A 17037-nucleotide genomic window follows, 5' to 3' on the forward strand; every position below is an offset into this window, starting at 1 on the left:
AATTATTCTCATTTTAATTACGCTATTCATAAATTAATTATGAATAACGTAAAACAAAATAACAATATTATCCTCACAAAGTCAAAAGATTATTTTTTGATTTATCTCACGGCGCTTCTGGGCTACTCATCGCACCATAATTTTAAATTATTCTTTTATATTCAATTGTTTGATTTAAAAACCTCCAACTCCGCATCTCTTTATTCCAAAATTAAACTTCAATCAAGCATCAGAGGAAATTGAGTATTCCCCCTGACGCATTTAACTTAAGATGAGATTTTTCTCTTAGAAGTTAGCTTTTCCACGGCGCCTAAAATGAAGATAAAGAACACGGGAACAAAGAAAATCGCCAGAATCGTTGCTGAAATCATGCCCCCAAATACCCCAGTACCTAAAGCATGTTGAGTCTCAGAACTTGCACCTGTTGCAAGGACTAGAGGAATTACACCGCATGTAAAAGCAAGAGAAGTCATCAAGATTGGTCGTAAACGAAGTTTGGCTGCTGCAACTGTGGCTTCAATCAAACTCATTCCTTCCTCTTTCAGCATTTTTGCAAATTCAACAATCAAAATGGCGTTCTTTGCGGATAGACCAATAATCGTAATGAGTCCAATTTTGAAGAACACATCATTCATTAGACCTCTCGACATAATGGCAATGATTGCACCGAAAATACCAAGTGGAACAACCAACATCACAGAAAGTGGAATCGCCCAGCTTTCATAGAGTGCAGCCAATACAAGAAACACCACTAACATTGATAAACCAAGTAAAAAGGCCATTTGAGATTCAGACTGCTTTTCTTGTAGAGAAATACCTGTCCACTCGTAGCCAATACCTTTAGGCAACTTAGCAATCAACTGTTCCATTTCACGCATTGCCACACCTGAAGATGTATCAAAGTTAGGTATGCCGGCAATACTTAAAGATGGTCGTCCGTTATAACGATTATATTGTTGCGGCGCTTTGTTCCATTGAGGCGTTACTACTTCAGACAAAGAAACCAATTGACCACTCGAACCCATCACTTTCAAGTTCAAGATGTCTTTGAGTTGCATACGTGATTTAGCTTCCACCTGTACAATCACTTGTTGCATACGTCCCTGATTAGGGAAGTCATTGATATACATTGAACCCATTGAGGTTGAAATGATGTCTGAAACGTCTGAGAATTTAACACCAAGGGTATTAAGCTTTTCACGGTCAATTTTTAAAGAAATATTGTCGCCTTGTGGTAAACCTTCATTCCACACCATATAGAACTTTTTGTTCTTGGCAGCCATCTGCATGAGTTGGTCTTGGGCAGCCAATAAAGCAGGCATACCTAAGTTAGCACGGTCCTGTAAACGTAAACTAAAGCCTGAGAATGTACCCAGTTCATCAATAGCAGGTGGAAGTACTGCCATTGTTTCACCTTCCGAACTGTTCGCCATTGATGCATTGACTGCATTTGTCATTTCAGTTGCCGAAGAAGTTCGCTCTTTGAAATCTTTTAAGGTCGTGAAAGCAACACCTACGTTTTGTCCTGCACCACTAAACCCCCATCCCATAATCGTTGTATTACTTTTGACATCGGGTTTGTCTTTAAGCGAATTTTCAAATTCATTCACTACATTTCGAGTACGTTCCGCCGTTGCATCTGATGGTAATTGAAAGGAAGTCATAAACCAGCCTTGATCTTCCTCTGGCATAAATGCTGTTGGCCAATACTTCATTCCTGCAAAGGTAATACCTGTAATCACCACAAAGATCATCATCACTGGAACCGTATGTTTGATGATTTTAAGGAGCATCAATTCATACTTTTTGGTCACTTTATCGAAGCTACGGTCAAACCATGCAAAGAAACCTTTCTTCTGATGATGACCATCAATTGGTTTTAAAATAGTTGCACAAAGTGCAGGTGTTAAAATGAGCGCCAATAAAGCCGAGAATAAAATAGATACGGACATGGTCAGCGTAAATTGTTTATAAATGATCCCGACTGAACCACTCGCAAAAGCCATTGGTAAAAACACAGCAGACAATACCAAGGTAATACCAATAATAGGACTGGTAATCTCTTTCATTGCCTTAGACGTTGCTTCTTTAGGATTTAATCCTTCAGTTGCCATAATCCTTTCGACGTTTTCAACGACGACAATCGCATCGTCGACAATAATCCCGATGGCGAGCACCATACCGAACATGGTAAGTACGTTAATTGAGAAGCCGGCAAGCAGCATCACGGTAAAAGTACCGAGCAAGGCAATAGGTGCAACAATCGCAGGAATAAGCGTATAGCGTACATTGTGTAAAAATAGATACATCACAATGAAAACCAGAACCATCGCTTCAATTAATGTATGAATTACCTTTTCAATTGAAATTTTAACAAACGGCGCGGTGTCGTAAGGAATACTAAACTGCATGCCCTCTGGTAAGTTCAACTTTAATTCTTCAATTTTTGCTTTAACACCTTCCGCTGTTTTTACTGCATTGGCACCTGGGCTTAACTGGATTGCGGCAGCCGTAGCAGGTTTACCATTTTCTAAAATAGCAAAGTTGTAAGCTTGTGATCCCATTTCAACATTCGCAACATCGGACAGATGAATTACACTTCCGTTGGTTTTACTTTTTAAGCTGATATTTCTAAATTGCTCAACACTTGATAGCTGACCTTGCGCTGACAATGGAACCGTAATCAGTTGGCCTTTATTTGCAGGTAAATCGCCTAGGCGCCCTGGTGCAATTTCAATATTATTTTCACGAATGGCATTGTTTACATCGCTAATTGATAAACCATAAGAAACCAATTTATTTGGATCAACCCAAATTCGCAGGGCTTTCTCTGCACCAAAAGATTGAACCTTACCAACGCCTTCTACACGTTTTAGCTCTTCTACAACATTTCGAACCAGATAATCACTTAAATCTACTTCTGAATATTGACCATTAGGCGAGTTAATACCCACCAACATCAAGAAACCCGAAGATGATGCTTCAACCTGTAAACCTTGCTGACGTACAACCTGTGGTAAGCGGGATTCAATACTCTTGATTTTATTCTGGACATCAACCTGAGCCATTTCGACATCTGTACCCGGTTTAAAGGTTGCAGAAATTTCTGCTGTACCTGAAGTGTCCGTTGTCGCACTGTAATACAGGAGATTTTTTACGCCTGATAACTCACGCTCAATTAAGGTAACAACACTATCGTTAATTGTTTTAGCAGTTGCTCCCGGATAAGTCGCACTAATGTTGACTTGAGGAGGCGCTACACTAGGGAAACGAGCAATCGGCAATTTTGGAATACTCAGTAACCCAAACAATATAATGAAAATTGCGATCACCCATGCAAAAACAGGACGTCGAATAAAAAATTGAGACATCATGGTTGAGCTCCTTGATTTGTAGACGGTTTTGTTTCTACATTTGGAGCACTATTTTCTGATGCAGGCTTTTTCCACTGAGTCAGTGCTAACTTTTGATTTGGCTTGATACGTTCAATACCCTCAACAACGACTTTGTCACCAACTTTTAAGCCTTTGTTAGCGATATAGTACTGTTCATATTGCTGTCCGATTTCAATAGGACGAACATCAGCTGCCCCTTTGGCGTTGATGACATAGACCTGAGGTTCCCCATTGATATTGCGTTGAATGGCTTGAGCTGGAACCAATAAAGCTTGTGGAATAGAAGCACGGTCAATATTGACTCGCACATACATACCCGGAAGTAGTTTTCTCTCGGTATTATTTACTTCAATACGGAAGGTCACATCACCTGTTTCAGGATCAACATTAATATCTTCAAACAACATTTTTGCTGTGACGTTATATTCTTGTCCTTGGCTATTAGAAATACGCACAGTTTTTTCACTGTTTGCAGATAACTCACCGCTTTTTAAAGCCGCTTGTAAGCGTTCATATTCACTGATTGATTGCTTTACATCGACGTAGACTTTATCAATCTGTTGGATTGTGGCCATGGTATTCGTATCGCCTTGACCAACCAATGCGCCTTCAGTGACAAAAGACTGCCCAATACGACCTGAGATCGGCGCTCGCACAGTGGCATATTGCAGATTCAAATTTTGTCTAGCCAGCAATGCTTTCATTTGAGCAACATCAGCGAGAGCCTGACGATATTGAGCTTGAGCATTACTCACTTCTTGCTTACTAATTGCATTGCTTGGTAAGAGTTGCTCATAACGTTCTAACTGGACTTTAAGTCTCGCAACCTCAGCTTCAGCTTTATTAAGTGAAGCTCTATTACTGTTTACATCTGCCTCAAAAGTTTCTGAGTTAATTTTATATAAAGCTTGCCCTGCTCTAACTTCACTACCTTGTTTAAATAAAACTCTTTCAATAATTCCTCCAACTTGCGGACGTATTTCAGCCGTACGGAATGCATGTACCCGTGCAGGAAGATTTTCACTGAAATTAACCGATTGTGGTTGAATGCTTAATACACTGACTTTCGCTGGTGCTGGCTCAGCTTGAGCCGTTTCTTGTGAACCACACCCCTGTAATACCAGCCCAATAGATAAAAATAAAGGAAGTAAAAGATGCTTTTGCATACTGTCCAAACTTAGTGAGTTTTCGATGCTGACATTATTTTTGATGAGTGTGTAGCGATCGTCACTAAAGTGTGGAGTAAGTGTGGAGAAATACCAATAATTTAGCGTATGATAATTTGAAGCACCTCATATAGCCCGTTTTCTATGTTTGATCATTCTTTTTCTTTTAATTGCCAAGATAAAGTTATCCTCGTTGTAGAAGATGATTATGACATTGGCGACATTATTGAAAATTATTTAAAACGGGAAGGAATGACGGTTATTCGTGCCATGAACGGAAAGCAAGCGATTGAGTTACACGCTAGCCACCCCATTGATTTAATCTTACTTGATATTAAATTACCCAAGCTCAACGGCTGGGAAGTGCTCAATAAAATACGCCAAAAAGCTCAAACTCCCGTTATTATGCTAACGGCGCTAGATCAAGATATTGATAAAGTCATGGCATTACGAATCGGTGCAGACGACTTTGTGGTTAAGCCATTTAACCCCAATGAAGTCATCGCTAGAGTTCAGGCAGTCTTAAGACGGACTCAGTTAACAAACAAGACATCTCATAAAAATAAGGTCTACAAAGATATTGAAATTGATACAGATACGCATAGCGTCTATCTACACTCTCACAATAAGAAAATATTGCTTAATCTCACACTGACTGAATATAAAATTATTTCCTTCATGATTGACCAACCCCACAAGGTATTTACTCGTGGTGAACTCATGAATCATTGTATGAACGATAGTGATGCTCTAGAACGAACTGTAGATAGCCATGTGAGTAAGCTTAGAAAGAAATTGGAGGAACAAGGAATACTTCAAATGTTGATTAATGTGCGTGGCGTAGGATATAGACTGGATAATCCACTAGCTGTAAAAAATGACGACTAAATAATATTAAAAATATAGCTAGGGAATATTCTATGAAAAGTAAGTTAGGAATTAGCAAGCAGCTCTTTATTGCATTAAGTATTGTTAATTTAAGCGTTACGCTTTTTTCCGTTGTACTGGGTTACGTCATTTATAACTATGCGATTGAAAAAGGCTGGATTACTTTAAGCTCACTTCAAGAAGATTGGACCACTTTTCATTTTGTAGATTGGATCTGGTTGGCTACTGTTATCTTCTGTGGCTGTATGATTTCACTCGTGATCGGCATGCACCTCGCAAAACGTTTTATTGTGCCGATTAACTTCTTAGCCGAAGCAGCCAAAAAAATTAGTCAGGGAGATCTCTCTGCTAGAGCTTACGACAACAGAATTCACTCGGCAGAAATGTCGGAGCTTTTATATAATTTTAATGATATGGCTCAAAAGCTAGAAGTCTCTGTTCAAAATGCACAAGTCTGGAATGCTGCCATAGCGCATGAGTTAAGAACGCCAATCACAATTTTACAAGGCCGCCTACAAGGCATAATCGACGGCGTTTTTAAGCCTGATGAAATTCTATTTAAAAGCCTTTTAAATCAAGTTGAAGGTTTATCTCATTTAGTCGAAGACTTACGAACGATAAGTTTAGTAGAGAACCAGCAGCTCAGATTAAATTATGAGTTGTTTGACTCAAAGTCTGTAATTGAAAAAGTTCTCAAGGCCTTTGAAGACCGCTTAGAACGAGCCAACTTAGTGCCAGAGCTTGATTTAACGATAACTCCGGTACTTTGTGACCGTCGCCGTATTGAGCAAGTTTTAATTGCGTTAATTGATAATGCTATTCGTTATTCAAATGCAGGAAAACTTAAGATCTCTTCAGAAGTGGTTGCAGACAACTGGATATTAAAAATTGAAGATGACGGCCCCGGCATTGCAACTGAGTTCCAAGATGACCTATTTAAACCATTTTTTAGATTAGAAGAATCAAGAAATAAAGAGTTTGGTGGCACAGGCTTAGGATTAGCTGTTGTACATGCGATTATTGTGGCACTTAAAGGTTCCATTCAATATAGCAATCAAGGCTCAAAAAGTATTTTCACCATAAAAACTCCTATGGATCATTAAAACGCTGAAAATCTTCCACGGCTTATTTTAATTTTTACCCGCTTAACTTATACAAATTTTTTATGCTAAAACTACGATTACTAATTAAGTAAAAATAAATTTATATGAATAGACTTGAATGTAATCGCATGTTTATTTCGATCATTGAGCAAGGAAGTTTTGTTAAAGCTGCCGAAAATTTAAATACAAGCGTCGCACAAGCATCCAAGCTTATTTCAAAACTAGAGAATGAATTAGGCGTACAGCTTCTAAAAAGATCGACACGCTCATTGAAACCCACAGAACTCGGATTAGCTTATTACCACCGAATTAAGCAACTTATGGCAGAGTTTGATGAAATTGAAATTAGTATTAAAAATCAATCTCACGCCCCAGTAGGTAAACTAAAAATAAGTGCTCCTAACTCTTTCGGAACAGTGCAATTAAGTAAAACACTGGTTAACTTTGCCCAGAAATATAGTCAAATTGAATTAGACGTGAGCTTTACCGATCGTACGGTGAATGTCATTGAAGAAGGGTTTGATATCGCCATTCGAATTGGAGAGCTTAAAGATAATAATTTAATTGCAACTCCATTATCTCAAATTAGATTTGTATTGGTCGCATCTCCCCTTTATTTAGAAAAATTTGGCTATCCTCAAAGCTTACAAGACCTAGAGTCTCATTCCTGCATCATCGATACAAACTTTAAAGATCCATATGAATGGGCTTTTTTTGAAAAATCACCTTCGAATGTATTACATACCATTAATGTGAATGGTCGGATTCATTTTGCTAATACAGAAGCCTGTTTAGCGGCAACCATAGCCGGACTCGGCATCGCCAGATTACCCATGTTTATTTTGAAAGATGCACTTATCGACAAAAAGATTATTCCTATTTTAGAAAACTATGAATTACCGCGAAGAGGTCTCTATGCGGTTTACCCTCCTGCAAAACATCTAGCCAACAAGGTCAGAACCTTGATTGATTACTTAAAAGAGCAATATGCATATCCTGCCGAATGGGAAATTTACGAGTAATTATTTCCAAAATAGAAATAAATATTCAATTTTAGCCTACTTAATCACTTAAAAAATCAACAGTAGTATGTATTCATCAAGTTAATTCTCATCGAGACATACAATGAATACATCAAACACTGCTCCTTATGCAGCATTATTACTCCGTATAACCTTAGCGCTTTATTTCTTTGCCCATGCTGGTCTTAAACTATTTGTATTTACACCAGCAGGCACAGCACAATTTTTTCAATCTGTTGGAGTTCCGGGATGGATGGCATATGTGACTATTCTCGGGGAGATTTTAGGAGCAATATTATTATTCGTTGGTTTTAAACCTCGAATTGTTGCCATTGCACTGATTCCTGTCTTATTGGGTGCAATATTTACTGTACATGGTGCAGCTGGTTTCTTTTTTACAAACCCTAATGGTGGCTGGGAATTCCCATTTATGTGGATTATTTCTTTAGTTGCTCTCGCACTCATTGGTGATGGACCGTTTTCTCTAAGTAAATCTTTTAAAAACTAAGCTCGTTAATAGATGAGATGCCATTGCATGAATGGCATCTCAACACCAAATATTCAGCTCATTCAGGATATTAAAATGAAAGATCTATTTATAATTTTATTACACGGCGTAGGCAGTAATGGTGAGGACTTAGAAGCAGTTGGAGAATTTTTAAAAGCCAATCATTCTAATGTGAATTTTGTCGCACCCAATGCTCCTTTTAGCTTTATGAACAGTAAAGAGGCCTATCAGTGGTTTAGCATCGCTGGGGTTAATGAGGAGAATCGCTTTAGTCGGATTAAAGAAGCCAGAGCTCATTTTGACCAAAAAATCCAAGAGATCATTACCGAAAACCAATTAGAAAACCACCTAGATAAAGTCGTTTTTTTAGGATTTTCTCAAGGTGCAATAATGGCTTTAGATGCGGTCGTTTCAGGACGTTGGCCTATTGCTGGGCTGATTAGCATCGCTGGAAGATTAGCAAGTCCAATCAATAATGAAATGAGTAAAAATACGAAAGTTTTATTAATTCATGGTGAGTCAGACGCTGTTATTTCTCCCACTGAAAGCCAAAGTACATATCAACAAATGCGTGCAGCAAACTTAAATGTTGAGTTGAATATTTTACCCGCTACGGGACATACCATTTCGCATTCAGCGCTTCAGTTAAGTCTTGATTTTTTAAATACTATTTAACCCATTTGGCCTAAACATCCAAATCTGAACTTAGATTGTCTTAAATCTAAGTTCCGTACTTTCTCGTCTCAAATTATTCTTCGGAGTTAAAAATGACTACATCAATCCGTGCAGAAGATATTATCAGCCCTATTACTGATACTATAAAAGCGAATAAAAACTCACCAAAAGAAGCAAAAAATCTAGGTTTATTTGCTTACGATAAACCAACCCCAGAAAATGCCGTTTTATTACTTATTGATCATCAAGTTGGTTTAATGGCTAGCGTTCGTGATACGTCGAGCCTCGCTGAATTAAAAAGTAATGTTCTTGGTTTAGCACGTACAGCCAAAGCTCTTAATATTCCAACACTCATTACATCATCAAACGCACAATGGCAAAACGGCGATACTCTCCCAGAAATTAAATCATTGTTCCCTGATAATTCAATTTATCGACGTACAGGGATCATTAATGCATATGAAGATCCGACTTTTCGTAAAGCACTTGTTAATTTACTAGAAGCAACAGGTCGAACCCATATTATTATTGCTGGCGTAACCATTGGTACTTGCTGTACTTTCCCGACACTATCGCTATTAAATGATGGATATAAAGTCTACCCAGTCATTGATGCATGTGGCGCATGGAATCAATATGAGGTTCAGGCTGCTACATTACGCATGGCAAATGCAGGTGCAGAACCAGTAACGACCTTTAGTCTAGCTTGTGAATTACAGGCTGACTGGAAAAAGCCTTCAGCAGATCAAATGCTTGAGCCTTTCAAAGAAAACTTATCGGAATATGGATTTGTGCTACAAAACTTCTGGGATAATATCGGCACTCCAGCAGTTGAAGATCCTTTCAAAATCAAATAATTGATTTTTCTTAAGCTTTGTATCTTTGATTTTTAGGTAAATTTAGAGATACAAAGCTTTCTAGTTTTATTTTAAGAATTAACTACTCGGACGGTTTGATAATTTTACCAACAATATGCTCATGTGTAGGTACAAGCCCTGCTTTTAAACCCAGCGGCTTAAACACCTTATCTAACACAGATTGAGTAAGTTTACCTTTATCCTGCTCGATATCAGTTAATGTTCGACGACTTACTCCAACCAAAGCAGCATATTGTTCTTGAGATAAGCTCAATACGTTCTTTCGCAAATACGTCAACAATTGGCCAAGCGTAATTTCATTAAATAAATATTGTTTATATAAATCGATGAGAATTTGCTGACGATCTTGAGTCTGATTTTTCATGTTCATAACAGCTCCCATCTTTTCAATTTAGCTTCTATGTAATCAAATGAAAGTGCGGGCATTTCAATAATCTGTTTAGGTACACCTTTATCAACTAATCGTTGTTTTAGACCAACAAGATTACGTGCCAGTGATTTTAATGCACCTATAGACAAATCAGGGTCACACCAAGGCGCAAGTTTTTGGGTAATTTGAACCCAACGATACTCACCGCCTTCTTCATAGGGACTTCCCCATGTAGTCGATCTAATCACTACTTCTGGATCAGCTTTCATAGGTGCAAAGTCATAAATAGGAGAAAGAGAAATTTTTCCTGATTTTTTTAGAAAAGATGTGTTACGACCATGATTGTCAGAATTACCGAAAATAATATTAAGCAAATCTCTTTGTAACCACTCACAGATGAATTGTGAAGCATCAAAATCTGAATCGATATGAGTTAGTAAATTGCATAGATTCTCTATAACTTCAAAATGATTAAGATGACTACCTGAAGACTTATTTAATACCGAATAAACAGATTCCAAACCATGACGGTGCCACTGTTGATTACGCCATTCTGTGTCAAATCTTGGCAGCCATAAAGAAGGATACTTTATACCTTCAATGAGCTTCATTTGAGTTGTCTCAATCGTATCAAAACCTAATTCATTGAGTATTTGATAGTAATAATATTCAGCTCTGACAATGTCGCAATCAATTTCACTGCGCTTATTTCTTGGAAATTTAACTAAATAATGTTGATCTGGTTGATCAAAATTTTCTTGGTATGTATCAATCCAGACTTTTTGATCTGGCGAAACACGAATAAGCAATTTGGGCGCTTCTCCACCTGCACCAGTTGCACCACCACTAATCGCACCCATTTGCTGAGCGTACTCAAGAAAATCAACATTACGATCTGCAACATCTTCTTTACTGAAATAACGTAAGTGTAAGGTTGAGTCAGGATTTATTGGTGGAAGTGCTTCTTTAATCCGTAAATTACCAACAGGAGCAATACCCCCTTTTTCTAATAAGATACTATCCTGCTCTGCATGAGTTAAACGTTGTAAGTCTAGATAATTCACCCAATAACGTCGTGCGGCACCAGAAGGAACGATATCATCTAAAAAGCCAAACCATGTGCTCGATTCATGTTTTATAAGTATTTGTACAGGAAGCGATAAACTACAGGCGTGCTCATCGCGCTTGTCTAAATATTGAAGCGCATAATCCAATTCATATTCTAATTCACTTGCACTCGCAGAACCCTGTTTAGACTCTAACAATTTTAGTTCTGCTATATCTAACCAGCTCGTATCAAGTAGTGCTTGTATCGTTAATTTTTTCATTGATATAAATGAGCAATTATTTTCTCAAAAATACTATAAAACAAACTTTTTGTGAATATATTTGCGCAATATTATTTAATTCATATCAATTATGAGCAAAATTTTGCTCATCTTCATATTACCTGATATTAGCTAGTAAAGTTGTCTTTTGACCTTTTCTCTTTAAATTCTTATTGAAGTGTCATATCTAATCTAACCCAGATTTATAAAATAATTTTTATAATTTAAATAATGGATAATTAAATATGGATCGTTTTAAAACTATTTTACTTATTGCAAGCACATGTTTAACAACAACTCTTTATGCCAAGCAACAAGTCGTCTGTGTGTTTGACCCCATTGGTAAATCGGGAGACGCTTTCGCTTTAGCCAAAGATTATGCACTTGAAGCCAAAAATTGGGGAGCTGATCTATCTTTAAAAGCCTATGTTGATGAACGCGTTGCAACTGAAGACTTAAAAGTTGGAAAATGTGATGGCGCTATTATTAGTGGCTTACGTGGGCGCCAATTTAATAAATATACAGGATCTTTAGATGCAGTGGGCGCATTAACAAATATGAAAACGGCGATTAATGCCTATAAGCTGTTGTCCTCACCCATGGCCGCAAAAAACATGGTGGTCGGTCCTTACGAAATTGCAGGTTTAGGGACTATTGGCCCTGCATATTTATTTGTTAATGATAGAAGCATAAATACACTCGCTAAAGCTGCTGGTAAAAAAATTGGGGTATTTAAATATGATGAAGCGCAACCAAAGCTTGTTCAACATGTTGGAGGTCAGGCTGTATCTGTAGATGTCACCAATGCTGGTGCGAAGTTTAATAATCATGAAATTGATATTGTGCCCGCTCCTATTGTGGCATTTAAACCTTTTGAACTACACAAAGGTTTAGGTGAAAAAGGAGCAATCATTCGTTTTCCTTTAACTCAAATTTCAGCGAACTTCATTATTCGTAAAGACCAGTTTCCAGCAGGTTTTGGGCAAAAGTCGCGGACTTGGGTAGCCAGCCAACTCAATAGAACGTTTGGCATTATTGCTAAATATGAAAGTGATATTCCTTCAAAATATTGGATGGAAATTCCTAAAAATGAACAAGTAAATTATATGAAAATGATGCGCGAGGCACGTATACAGCTAACCAAGGCTGGTATCTACGACCCTAAAATGATGAATTTTTTGAAAAAGGTAAGATGTAAAGAAAACCCGAGTAACTTTGAATGTGCGTTAAACGATGAATGAACAATCAAAATATATGCACATCTTATTTTAAGAGGCTCTACCCTCAGTTATTCATTTCCTCGCGGGCTTGTTGTGGCGTTTTACCTGACCACTCTTTATAAGCCCGTGTAAATGGGCTGTGCTCGGCATAACCTAACAGCTAAACATATCACTTACTAATATAGTTTCAATATTTAGATAAGTTAACTTAGTGCTATCTTTGACTTAAAGCTATTATGATGAAAAGTGTTGTGCTTTTAATACCTAATTTCTAATAGAGAAAGCGTTTTATGAATGTTTCGCCAATCATTGTACTTGATTTCGAGACCACAGGAGTCAGCCCTGAGGCTGGCGATCGCATTACAGAGGTCGCGGCTTTACGTATTGTAGAAGGTGAAATCACAGAGCGTTTTGTTTCATTAATAAACTGTGGTGTAAATGTTCCATACTACATCACAAAGTTGACAGGTATTACTCAAGATATGGTTAATCATGCTCCTTTAGTGGAAGAAGTTATTCCTTCTCTATTGGACTTTATTGGAACAGATCCTTTACTTGCTCACAATGCAGGATTTGATGAGAAATTCCTAAAAGCAGAAAGTATTCGACAGGAGTTAAATCCATCACACAATGGACTCATTTGTTCTTTGAAACTTGCTCGCCGTATTTTACCTCATCAACCCAGTTATCGACTTGGGGCACTGGCAGACTTATTTAATATTAAGTTTAATGGCACAGCTCATCGTGCAGAAGCAGATGCTGAAGTTACGGCTCAATTATTTAACTATCTTTGTATGAATATTTGTCACACATATGGCTTCAATAGCATTGATCAAGATTTATTGTTAGCCATTAATAAACTTACTATATCGAGAGTACCGAAATACCTAAAAAATATAGCTACCCAATCCTTACTACTTAAATAGCAATCCACAGGCGCCATTCCCTGCTAATTTACAGGTGTCCTCATGACAAATTTAAGATCTCATTTTTCGACGTATATCAAAAATCTATCGAAGCCTTTCCGCATTCGGAGGGAATTCAATTTAGCAAAAACAATTAATAAACTTATATATTGATTTTAAATTTCAATAGTTAGAGAATCACGCATACTTATAAATAACTACAATAGAGTTTTATATGCTTCCTAAGAAGAAAAAGAATATAGCCCTTTCCTACATTCTTCCTTTAATTTTAGTTATTGGCTTCTATGCCTTTTTTCGTGTATCTATTCTTCCTTATATTTATACAAAGCAAGCAGAGCATCAACTTTTAACAGCAAACAATCAAACAACTGAGATTTATTGGAAAGAACCAGACCTCTTAGCCGATAAAAAGTATCCAGCAATTATCTTTTTACATGGTATTCAAAAAGACAAACAAGGTGCTAAAGCCTTTGTAAGTTCAGGCTTGTTAAATGAATATAGTAAAAAGAACTTTTTCAGTGTTGCTGTATCTATGAGTGGATATGGTGAGTCATCTGGGAAATCAGATTTTTGTGGTAAAGCTTCACAAAATAATCTTGTTCAAGCCATTAATTTTGCTCGATCACAACCTCATGTTGATTCAAACAAAGTTGCAGTAGTTGGTATTAGTTGTGGTGCCTCTATAGCGAATGTAGTAGCTAACTCTGGAAAGATAAACGCTTTGATTTTGGTATCTGGATTTTATGACTTTAAAGGTATGTATGCCGAGTGGAGTTCTAACACTAGAACACTACCGTCAAATGTTATGAATGAGATAAATGAATCGATTACTACTGAGAAAAATATAGAAATGGCATCCACTGCAAGATCATCGCTAACGATTTCGTCTCAATATCCACCTACTCTTATATTGGTTAGCGCCAAAGATCAAATTGTTGACCCAAAACAAAGTATTCATCTACATCAATTACTCGATGGTAAAGGTATTCCAAACACCTTAGAACTTATTCAGGATGCTAAACATCCTGTGCCTGCTAATGTCTGGAAAACTAAAAGTGATTCATTTTTGGAAAATACTTTGAATATGTAAATTAAGTGAAGAACTTATGCTTTTGAGATTAGAGTCCATCATTAGATTTAGATGGACTTTTTTCCACTTAGTTATTACTAATAGGGCCTTTCTGATCAATAATTTTTTGTGCTAAAGCTTGCAGATTTTGTTTAGGTAAATAAATTTCATCTAATATATGATTTATAAACTCATAAGCATTAAAAACATCTTCAACTGTTATATTTGAAAGAGAATGGCTACCCGCATTCCCTAAATATTTTATTGCTAGAAATAATTTTTCAAGTTCAGCTAAGCTACGGTGATAGTCTTTTGCTTTTTCAATTCTATTGTGCAAACTTAAAAAAGTTGTTTTTCCTTCTTTTATTTTTGTTTCAGGAACATCAAATATCGTTAGTAAATTCTCAATAGCAGCCCTAACTTTATTAGCTGCTGAGCTAGGGGATTTTAAAGTCAGAGAAAATGCCTCAATCAAAGGTTTTTTTACACTTTCTGGGCAGTTTTCAGGAATATTAAAAAAATGAATTGTCGGCATAAATACTTTTGGAACATATACATTAAAGTAACTTCTATCGTAATCACCGTATGAGTCTACACCTTCATCAAAATCAACATATCCATCACCTAAACATACAACCGATTCTTTACATTTTGAATTTTTACAGATAAAAACGGCACTAAATACACAACTAAAATATTCAGGTTCATAATAATCATCACTAGACTGCATTTTTTTTGTTCCAGATGTATCCTCTGAATGGAATTTTTGCGGTTGTAATTGCAAAGTAAAATCATTACATGTTGGACATAAATAGGTTACACTATCGTTTAATGTGAATTTTCTTTTGAAAAATTTAGGAATCATAGTTAAATAATAAAAATCAAGATATAACATTAATATCCTGATTTTTATTGTAAATCTAGTAATAATATTTAAGGATTAAAGAATTCTTTAGCTAAATGCTCTTGATCTGTCCAACGACTACTAAGATTTTTAGATTTACAGGTTAAATATGTTTTATAGCCTAACAACCTTTTTGTTTTTTCTAAATTTTTGTCAGTTACAGACTCACCTCTTATTGTATTATCCCACCACCCCATAAAATATATCTTATGAGATTCTTCAACGTCTCGTCTATATAAAGCTATTTCATGTGGTTTTGGAATATTTTTAAAATTAGCAATAGATGGTATTTGTTTATTAAAATCTTCAAAAAAAGCATTCATACTAAATTTATTGTTTGGGTCAAACTTCAAACCTAAGACTTCACGTAGTTTTTTAAAAGTTTCTTTATCCAACATAGTTTTAATTATAAAACCCTTATGAACTTCGATTTCAAAACTAAAATTATGACCACGAGCGCCAAATAATAAAATATATGGAGAACTATCTGTAAAAAATATCACATCAAAACTTATATTATTTCTTTTAAACTCAAATTTATAACGCTGAATTTTTAGACTTTTCATACTTTCAAACAAAGGAATTAAACCAGTTAATTGCATTTAATTATTCTCTCTTTCCCATTATTCTGAAGCCTTATAACTTCATTCATCTTAAATAGGTCAAACCAAACTTTAACAAAAGCAAGATTGCTATGTATCTGTCTTTACCGCTTTTATTAAGTACAATTACAAACATTTATATTCATAACTATATTAATCAATATAATATATTTCACCAACAAGTGATAAAGCTACTTAACTTTCGTATTAGATACCCCCCTCAAAAACACCTCCAACACCCTTTCATCAACTTCACCCAAACTTAAACGCTGAATGACGGCACCTTCAATCATATATAGAAATAGTTTGGCATCGGTAAAAGAAACATCGGGGTTAAGTGCTCTAAGCTGGCTATAAATTTCGTTGATGAGCCATGTTCTGTAACGCACGGCGGTTTGGTAGGCTTTTGGATGGGTTAGTTTTGTTTCAAAAATGGCTTTAAATAATAAGTAATACAGCCCGTCTAGGTCTGCATGTAAAAGATAAAGATTTTTGAGTTTATCGGCTGCGTTTGTGTCATGGTCATATTCAACAATAGAAACCACTTTTTCTTTTAATCGTTCTTTTTGCACAATCAAACAGATTTCAATCAGCCGTTCTTTTGAGTGAAAGTAGTTATAGAAAGTTGCTTTTGGAATTTCACACTCTTTCACAAGTCTATCGATGCCGACTAAATGAAATCCGTTGTATTGAAATAACTCAATTGCTTTATTTACGACTTTTAATGCACGTGTTGGGAGAACTAAATGTGGCATAGTTTTACCGTTATAAAAAATTATTGTTGTATATAAATGAGATATAAAAACCGCTGCCGTTTTTTGGGAGAAAAAAAGGCATAGCAAAGCCGTAAAGACTGTGCACAGCACATCTCAAGTTTTAATTGTCTAAGTTTTAAGTAATAACGAGTTAAAGCCTGAAAAAGCCTTACGGCGATCAAGCTGCTTTAATGGTTTTAAGCTGTGTCGTTATAGCTTTTGGCAATA

The 17037-nt window shown here is 36.3% G+C and carries 16 protein-coding genes and 1 pseudogene; 9 read left to right on the plus strand and 8 right to left on the minus strand.

All coding sequences use genetic code 11. The features are described 5' to 3' along the window. Positions 1 to 266: 266 nt before the first annotated feature. Together adeB and ODQ17_RS01980 are read right to left on the minus strand one after the other, a co-directional pair. Positions 267 to 3374, minus strand: coding sequence for a multidrug efflux RND transporter permease subunit AdeB (gene adeB / locus ODQ17_RS01975; RefSeq protein ID WP_322901387.1), 3108 nt, complete (start codon positions 3372 to 3374; stop codon positions 267 to 269). Beyond that, positions 3371 to 4561, minus strand: a complete 1191-nt coding sequence (locus ODQ17_RS01980; RefSeq protein WP_322901389.1) for an efflux RND transporter periplasmic adaptor subunit — start codon at positions 4559 to 4561, stop codon at positions 3371 to 3373. The genes adeB and ODQ17_RS01980 overlap by 4 nt, the downstream gene beginning before the upstream one ends. 144 nt (positions 4562 to 4705) lie before the next feature. On the opposite strand from ODQ17_RS01980, the gene adeR reads away from it, so the two are divergent. The 6 genes from adeR (at position 4706) to ODQ17_RS02010 (ending at position 9614) form a co-directional block, all read left to right on the plus strand. Next, positions 4706 to 5449, plus strand: a complete 744-nt coding sequence (gene adeR / locus ODQ17_RS01985) for an efflux system response regulator transcription factor AdeR (protein WP_322901390.1) — start codon at positions 4706 to 4708, stop codon at positions 5447 to 5449. A 32-nt stretch (positions 5450 to 5481) separates the two neighbouring features. Then, positions 5482 to 6552 (plus strand): two-component sensor histidine kinase AdeS, encoded by a 1071-nt coding sequence (gene adeS / locus ODQ17_RS01990; RefSeq protein WP_322901392.1) that lies wholly within the window; start codon positions 5482 to 5484, stop codon positions 6550 to 6552. Between the two features lie 128 nt (positions 6553 to 6680). Beyond that, the gene (locus ODQ17_RS01995; protein WP_322901394.1) at positions 6681 to 7574 is read left to right on the plus strand and encodes a LysR family transcriptional regulator; all 894 of its coding nucleotides are present in this window, start codon (positions 6681 to 6683) and stop codon (positions 7572 to 7574) included. Positions 7575 to 7677: 103 nt separating this feature from the next. Next, positions 7678 to 8082 (plus strand): DoxX family protein, encoded by a 405-nt coding sequence (locus ODQ17_RS02000; RefSeq protein WP_322901396.1) that lies wholly within the window; start codon positions 7678 to 7680, stop codon positions 8080 to 8082. A 75-nt stretch (positions 8083 to 8157) separates the two neighbouring features. Further along, on the plus strand, positions 8158 to 8757 hold the full coding sequence (locus ODQ17_RS02005) for an alpha/beta hydrolase (protein ID WP_322901398.1): 600 nt from the start codon (positions 8158 to 8160) through the stop codon (positions 8755 to 8757). A 92-nt stretch (positions 8758 to 8849) separates the two neighbouring features. Continuing rightward, entirely contained in the window at positions 8850 to 9614 is a 765-nt protein-coding gene (locus ODQ17_RS02010) for an isochorismatase family protein (RefSeq protein ID WP_322901400.1), read from the plus strand. A gap of 82 nt (positions 9615 to 9696) precedes the next feature. Here ODQ17_RS02010 and ODQ17_RS02015 read toward each other — a convergent pair whose 3' ends face one another. After that, positions 9697 to 10005, minus strand: coding sequence for a helix-turn-helix domain-containing protein (locus tag ODQ17_RS02015; RefSeq protein ID WP_322901402.1), 309 nt, complete (start codon positions 10003 to 10005; stop codon positions 9697 to 9699). Continuing rightward, the gene (locus tag ODQ17_RS02020; protein WP_322901404.1) at positions 10002 to 11333 is read right to left on the minus strand and encodes a type II toxin-antitoxin system HipA family toxin; all 1332 of its coding nucleotides are present in this window, start codon (positions 11331 to 11333) and stop codon (positions 10002 to 10004) included. Before ODQ17_RS02020 ends, ODQ17_RS02015 begins: the two co-directional genes overlap by 4 nt. Positions 11334 to 11578: 245 nt before the next feature. Here ODQ17_RS02020 and adeT1 point away from each other — a divergent pair, with 245 nt between their 5' ends. After that, the gene (adeT1, locus tag ODQ17_RS02025) at positions 11579 to 12574 is read left to right on the plus strand and encodes a putative multidrug efflux protein AdeT1 (RefSeq protein ID WP_322901406.1); all 996 of its coding nucleotides are present in this window, start codon (positions 11579 to 11581) and stop codon (positions 12572 to 12574) included. A 43-nt stretch (positions 12575 to 12617) separates the two neighbouring features. Here adeT1 and ODQ17_RS02030 read toward each other — a convergent pair. Continuing rightward, positions 12618 to 12713 (minus strand): annotated as a pseudogene (locus ODQ17_RS02030) (hypothetical protein); the annotation flags it as partial. Between the two features lie 130 nt (positions 12714 to 12843). Here ODQ17_RS02030 and ODQ17_RS02035 point away from each other — a divergent pair. After that, entirely contained in the window at positions 12844 to 13479 is a 636-nt protein-coding gene (locus tag ODQ17_RS02035; RefSeq protein WP_322901408.1) for a 3'-5' exonuclease, read from the plus strand. A gap of 214 nt (positions 13480 to 13693) precedes the next feature. Then, positions 13694 to 14569 carry an alpha/beta hydrolase family protein gene (locus ODQ17_RS02040; RefSeq protein WP_322901410.1) on the plus strand — a complete coding sequence of 292 codons (876 nt, stop codon included), beginning with the start codon at positions 13694 to 13696 and terminating at the stop codon, positions 14567 to 14569. 67 nt (positions 14570 to 14636) lie between these two features. On the opposite strand, the gene ODQ17_RS02045 is transcribed toward ODQ17_RS02040, so the two are convergent. The 3 genes from ODQ17_RS02045 to ODQ17_RS02055 form a co-directional block, all read right to left on the minus strand. Further along, positions 14637 to 15443, minus strand: a complete 807-nt coding sequence (locus ODQ17_RS02045; RefSeq protein WP_322901412.1) for a DUF4145 domain-containing protein — start codon at positions 15441 to 15443, stop codon at positions 14637 to 14639. A 38-nt stretch (positions 15444 to 15481) separates the two neighbouring features. Continuing rightward, positions 15482 to 16054: a DUF6037 family protein gene (locus ODQ17_RS02050; protein WP_322901414.1), complete on the minus strand. Its 573-nt coding sequence runs from the start codon at positions 16052 to 16054 to the stop codon at positions 15482 to 15484. 191 nt (positions 16055 to 16245) lie between these two features. Continuing rightward, entirely contained in the window at positions 16246 to 16809 is a 564-nt protein-coding gene (locus ODQ17_RS02055) for a TetR/AcrR family transcriptional regulator (RefSeq protein WP_322901416.1), read from the minus strand. Positions 16810 to 17037 lie beyond the last annotated feature (228 nt).

Source organism: Acinetobacter sp. IRS14 (assembly GCF_034650275.1).
In the GTDB taxonomy this organism is placed as follows: Bacteria; Pseudomonadota; Gammaproteobacteria; order Pseudomonadales; family Moraxellaceae; genus Acinetobacter; species Acinetobacter oleivorans.

Excerpts from the sequence above, each read along its gene's own strand:
- adeB (WP_322901387.1), bottom strand. The coding sequence starts at position 3,374 with ATGATGTCTCAATTTTTTATTCGACGTCCTGTTTTTGCATGGGTGATC.
- ODQ17_RS01980 (WP_322901389.1), bottom strand. The coding sequence starts at position 4,561 with ATGCAAAAGCATCTTTTACTTCCTTTATTTTTATCTATTGGGCTGGTA.
- adeR (WP_322901390.1), top strand. The coding sequence starts at position 4,706 with ATGTTTGATCATTCTTTTTCTTTTAATTGCCAAGATAAAGTTATCCTC.
- adeS (WP_322901392.1), top strand. The coding sequence starts at position 5,482 with ATGAAAAGTAAGTTAGGAATTAGCAAGCAGCTCTTTATTGCATTAAGT.
- ODQ17_RS01995 (WP_322901394.1), top strand. The coding sequence starts at position 6,681 with ATGTTTATTTCGATCATTGAGCAAGGAAGTTTTGTTAAAGCTGCCGAA.
- ODQ17_RS02000 (WP_322901396.1), top strand. The coding sequence starts at position 7,678 with ATGAATACATCAAACACTGCTCCTTATGCAGCATTATTACTCCGTATA.
- ODQ17_RS02005 (WP_322901398.1), top strand. The coding sequence starts at position 8,158 with ATGAAAGATCTATTTATAATTTTATTACACGGCGTAGGCAGTAATGGT.
- ODQ17_RS02010 (WP_322901400.1), top strand. The coding sequence starts at position 8,850 with ATGACTACATCAATCCGTGCAGAAGATATTATCAGCCCTATTACTGAT.
- ODQ17_RS02015 (WP_322901402.1), bottom strand. The coding sequence starts at position 10,005 with ATGAACATGAAAAATCAGACTCAAGATCGTCAGCAAATTCTCATCGAT.
- ODQ17_RS02020 (WP_322901404.1), bottom strand. The coding sequence starts at position 11,333 with ATGAAAAAATTAACGATACAAGCACTACTTGATACGAGCTGGTTAGAT.
- adeT1 (WP_322901406.1), top strand. The coding sequence starts at position 11,579 with ATGGATCGTTTTAAAACTATTTTACTTATTGCAAGCACATGTTTAACA.
- ODQ17_RS02035 (WP_322901408.1), top strand. The coding sequence starts at position 12,844 with ATGAATGTTTCGCCAATCATTGTACTTGATTTCGAGACCACAGGAGTC.
- ODQ17_RS02040 (WP_322901410.1), top strand. The coding sequence starts at position 13,694 with ATGCTTCCTAAGAAGAAAAAGAATATAGCCCTTTCCTACATTCTTCCT.
- ODQ17_RS02045 (WP_322901412.1), bottom strand. The coding sequence starts at position 15,443 with ATGTTATATCTTGATTTTTATTATTTAACTATGATTCCTAAATTTTTC.
- ODQ17_RS02050 (WP_322901414.1), bottom strand. The coding sequence starts at position 16,054 with ATGCAATTAACTGGTTTAATTCCTTTGTTTGAAAGTATGAAAAGTCTA.
- ODQ17_RS02055 (WP_322901416.1), bottom strand. The coding sequence starts at position 16,809 with ATGCCACATTTAGTTCTCCCAACACGTGCATTAAAAGTCGTAAATAAA.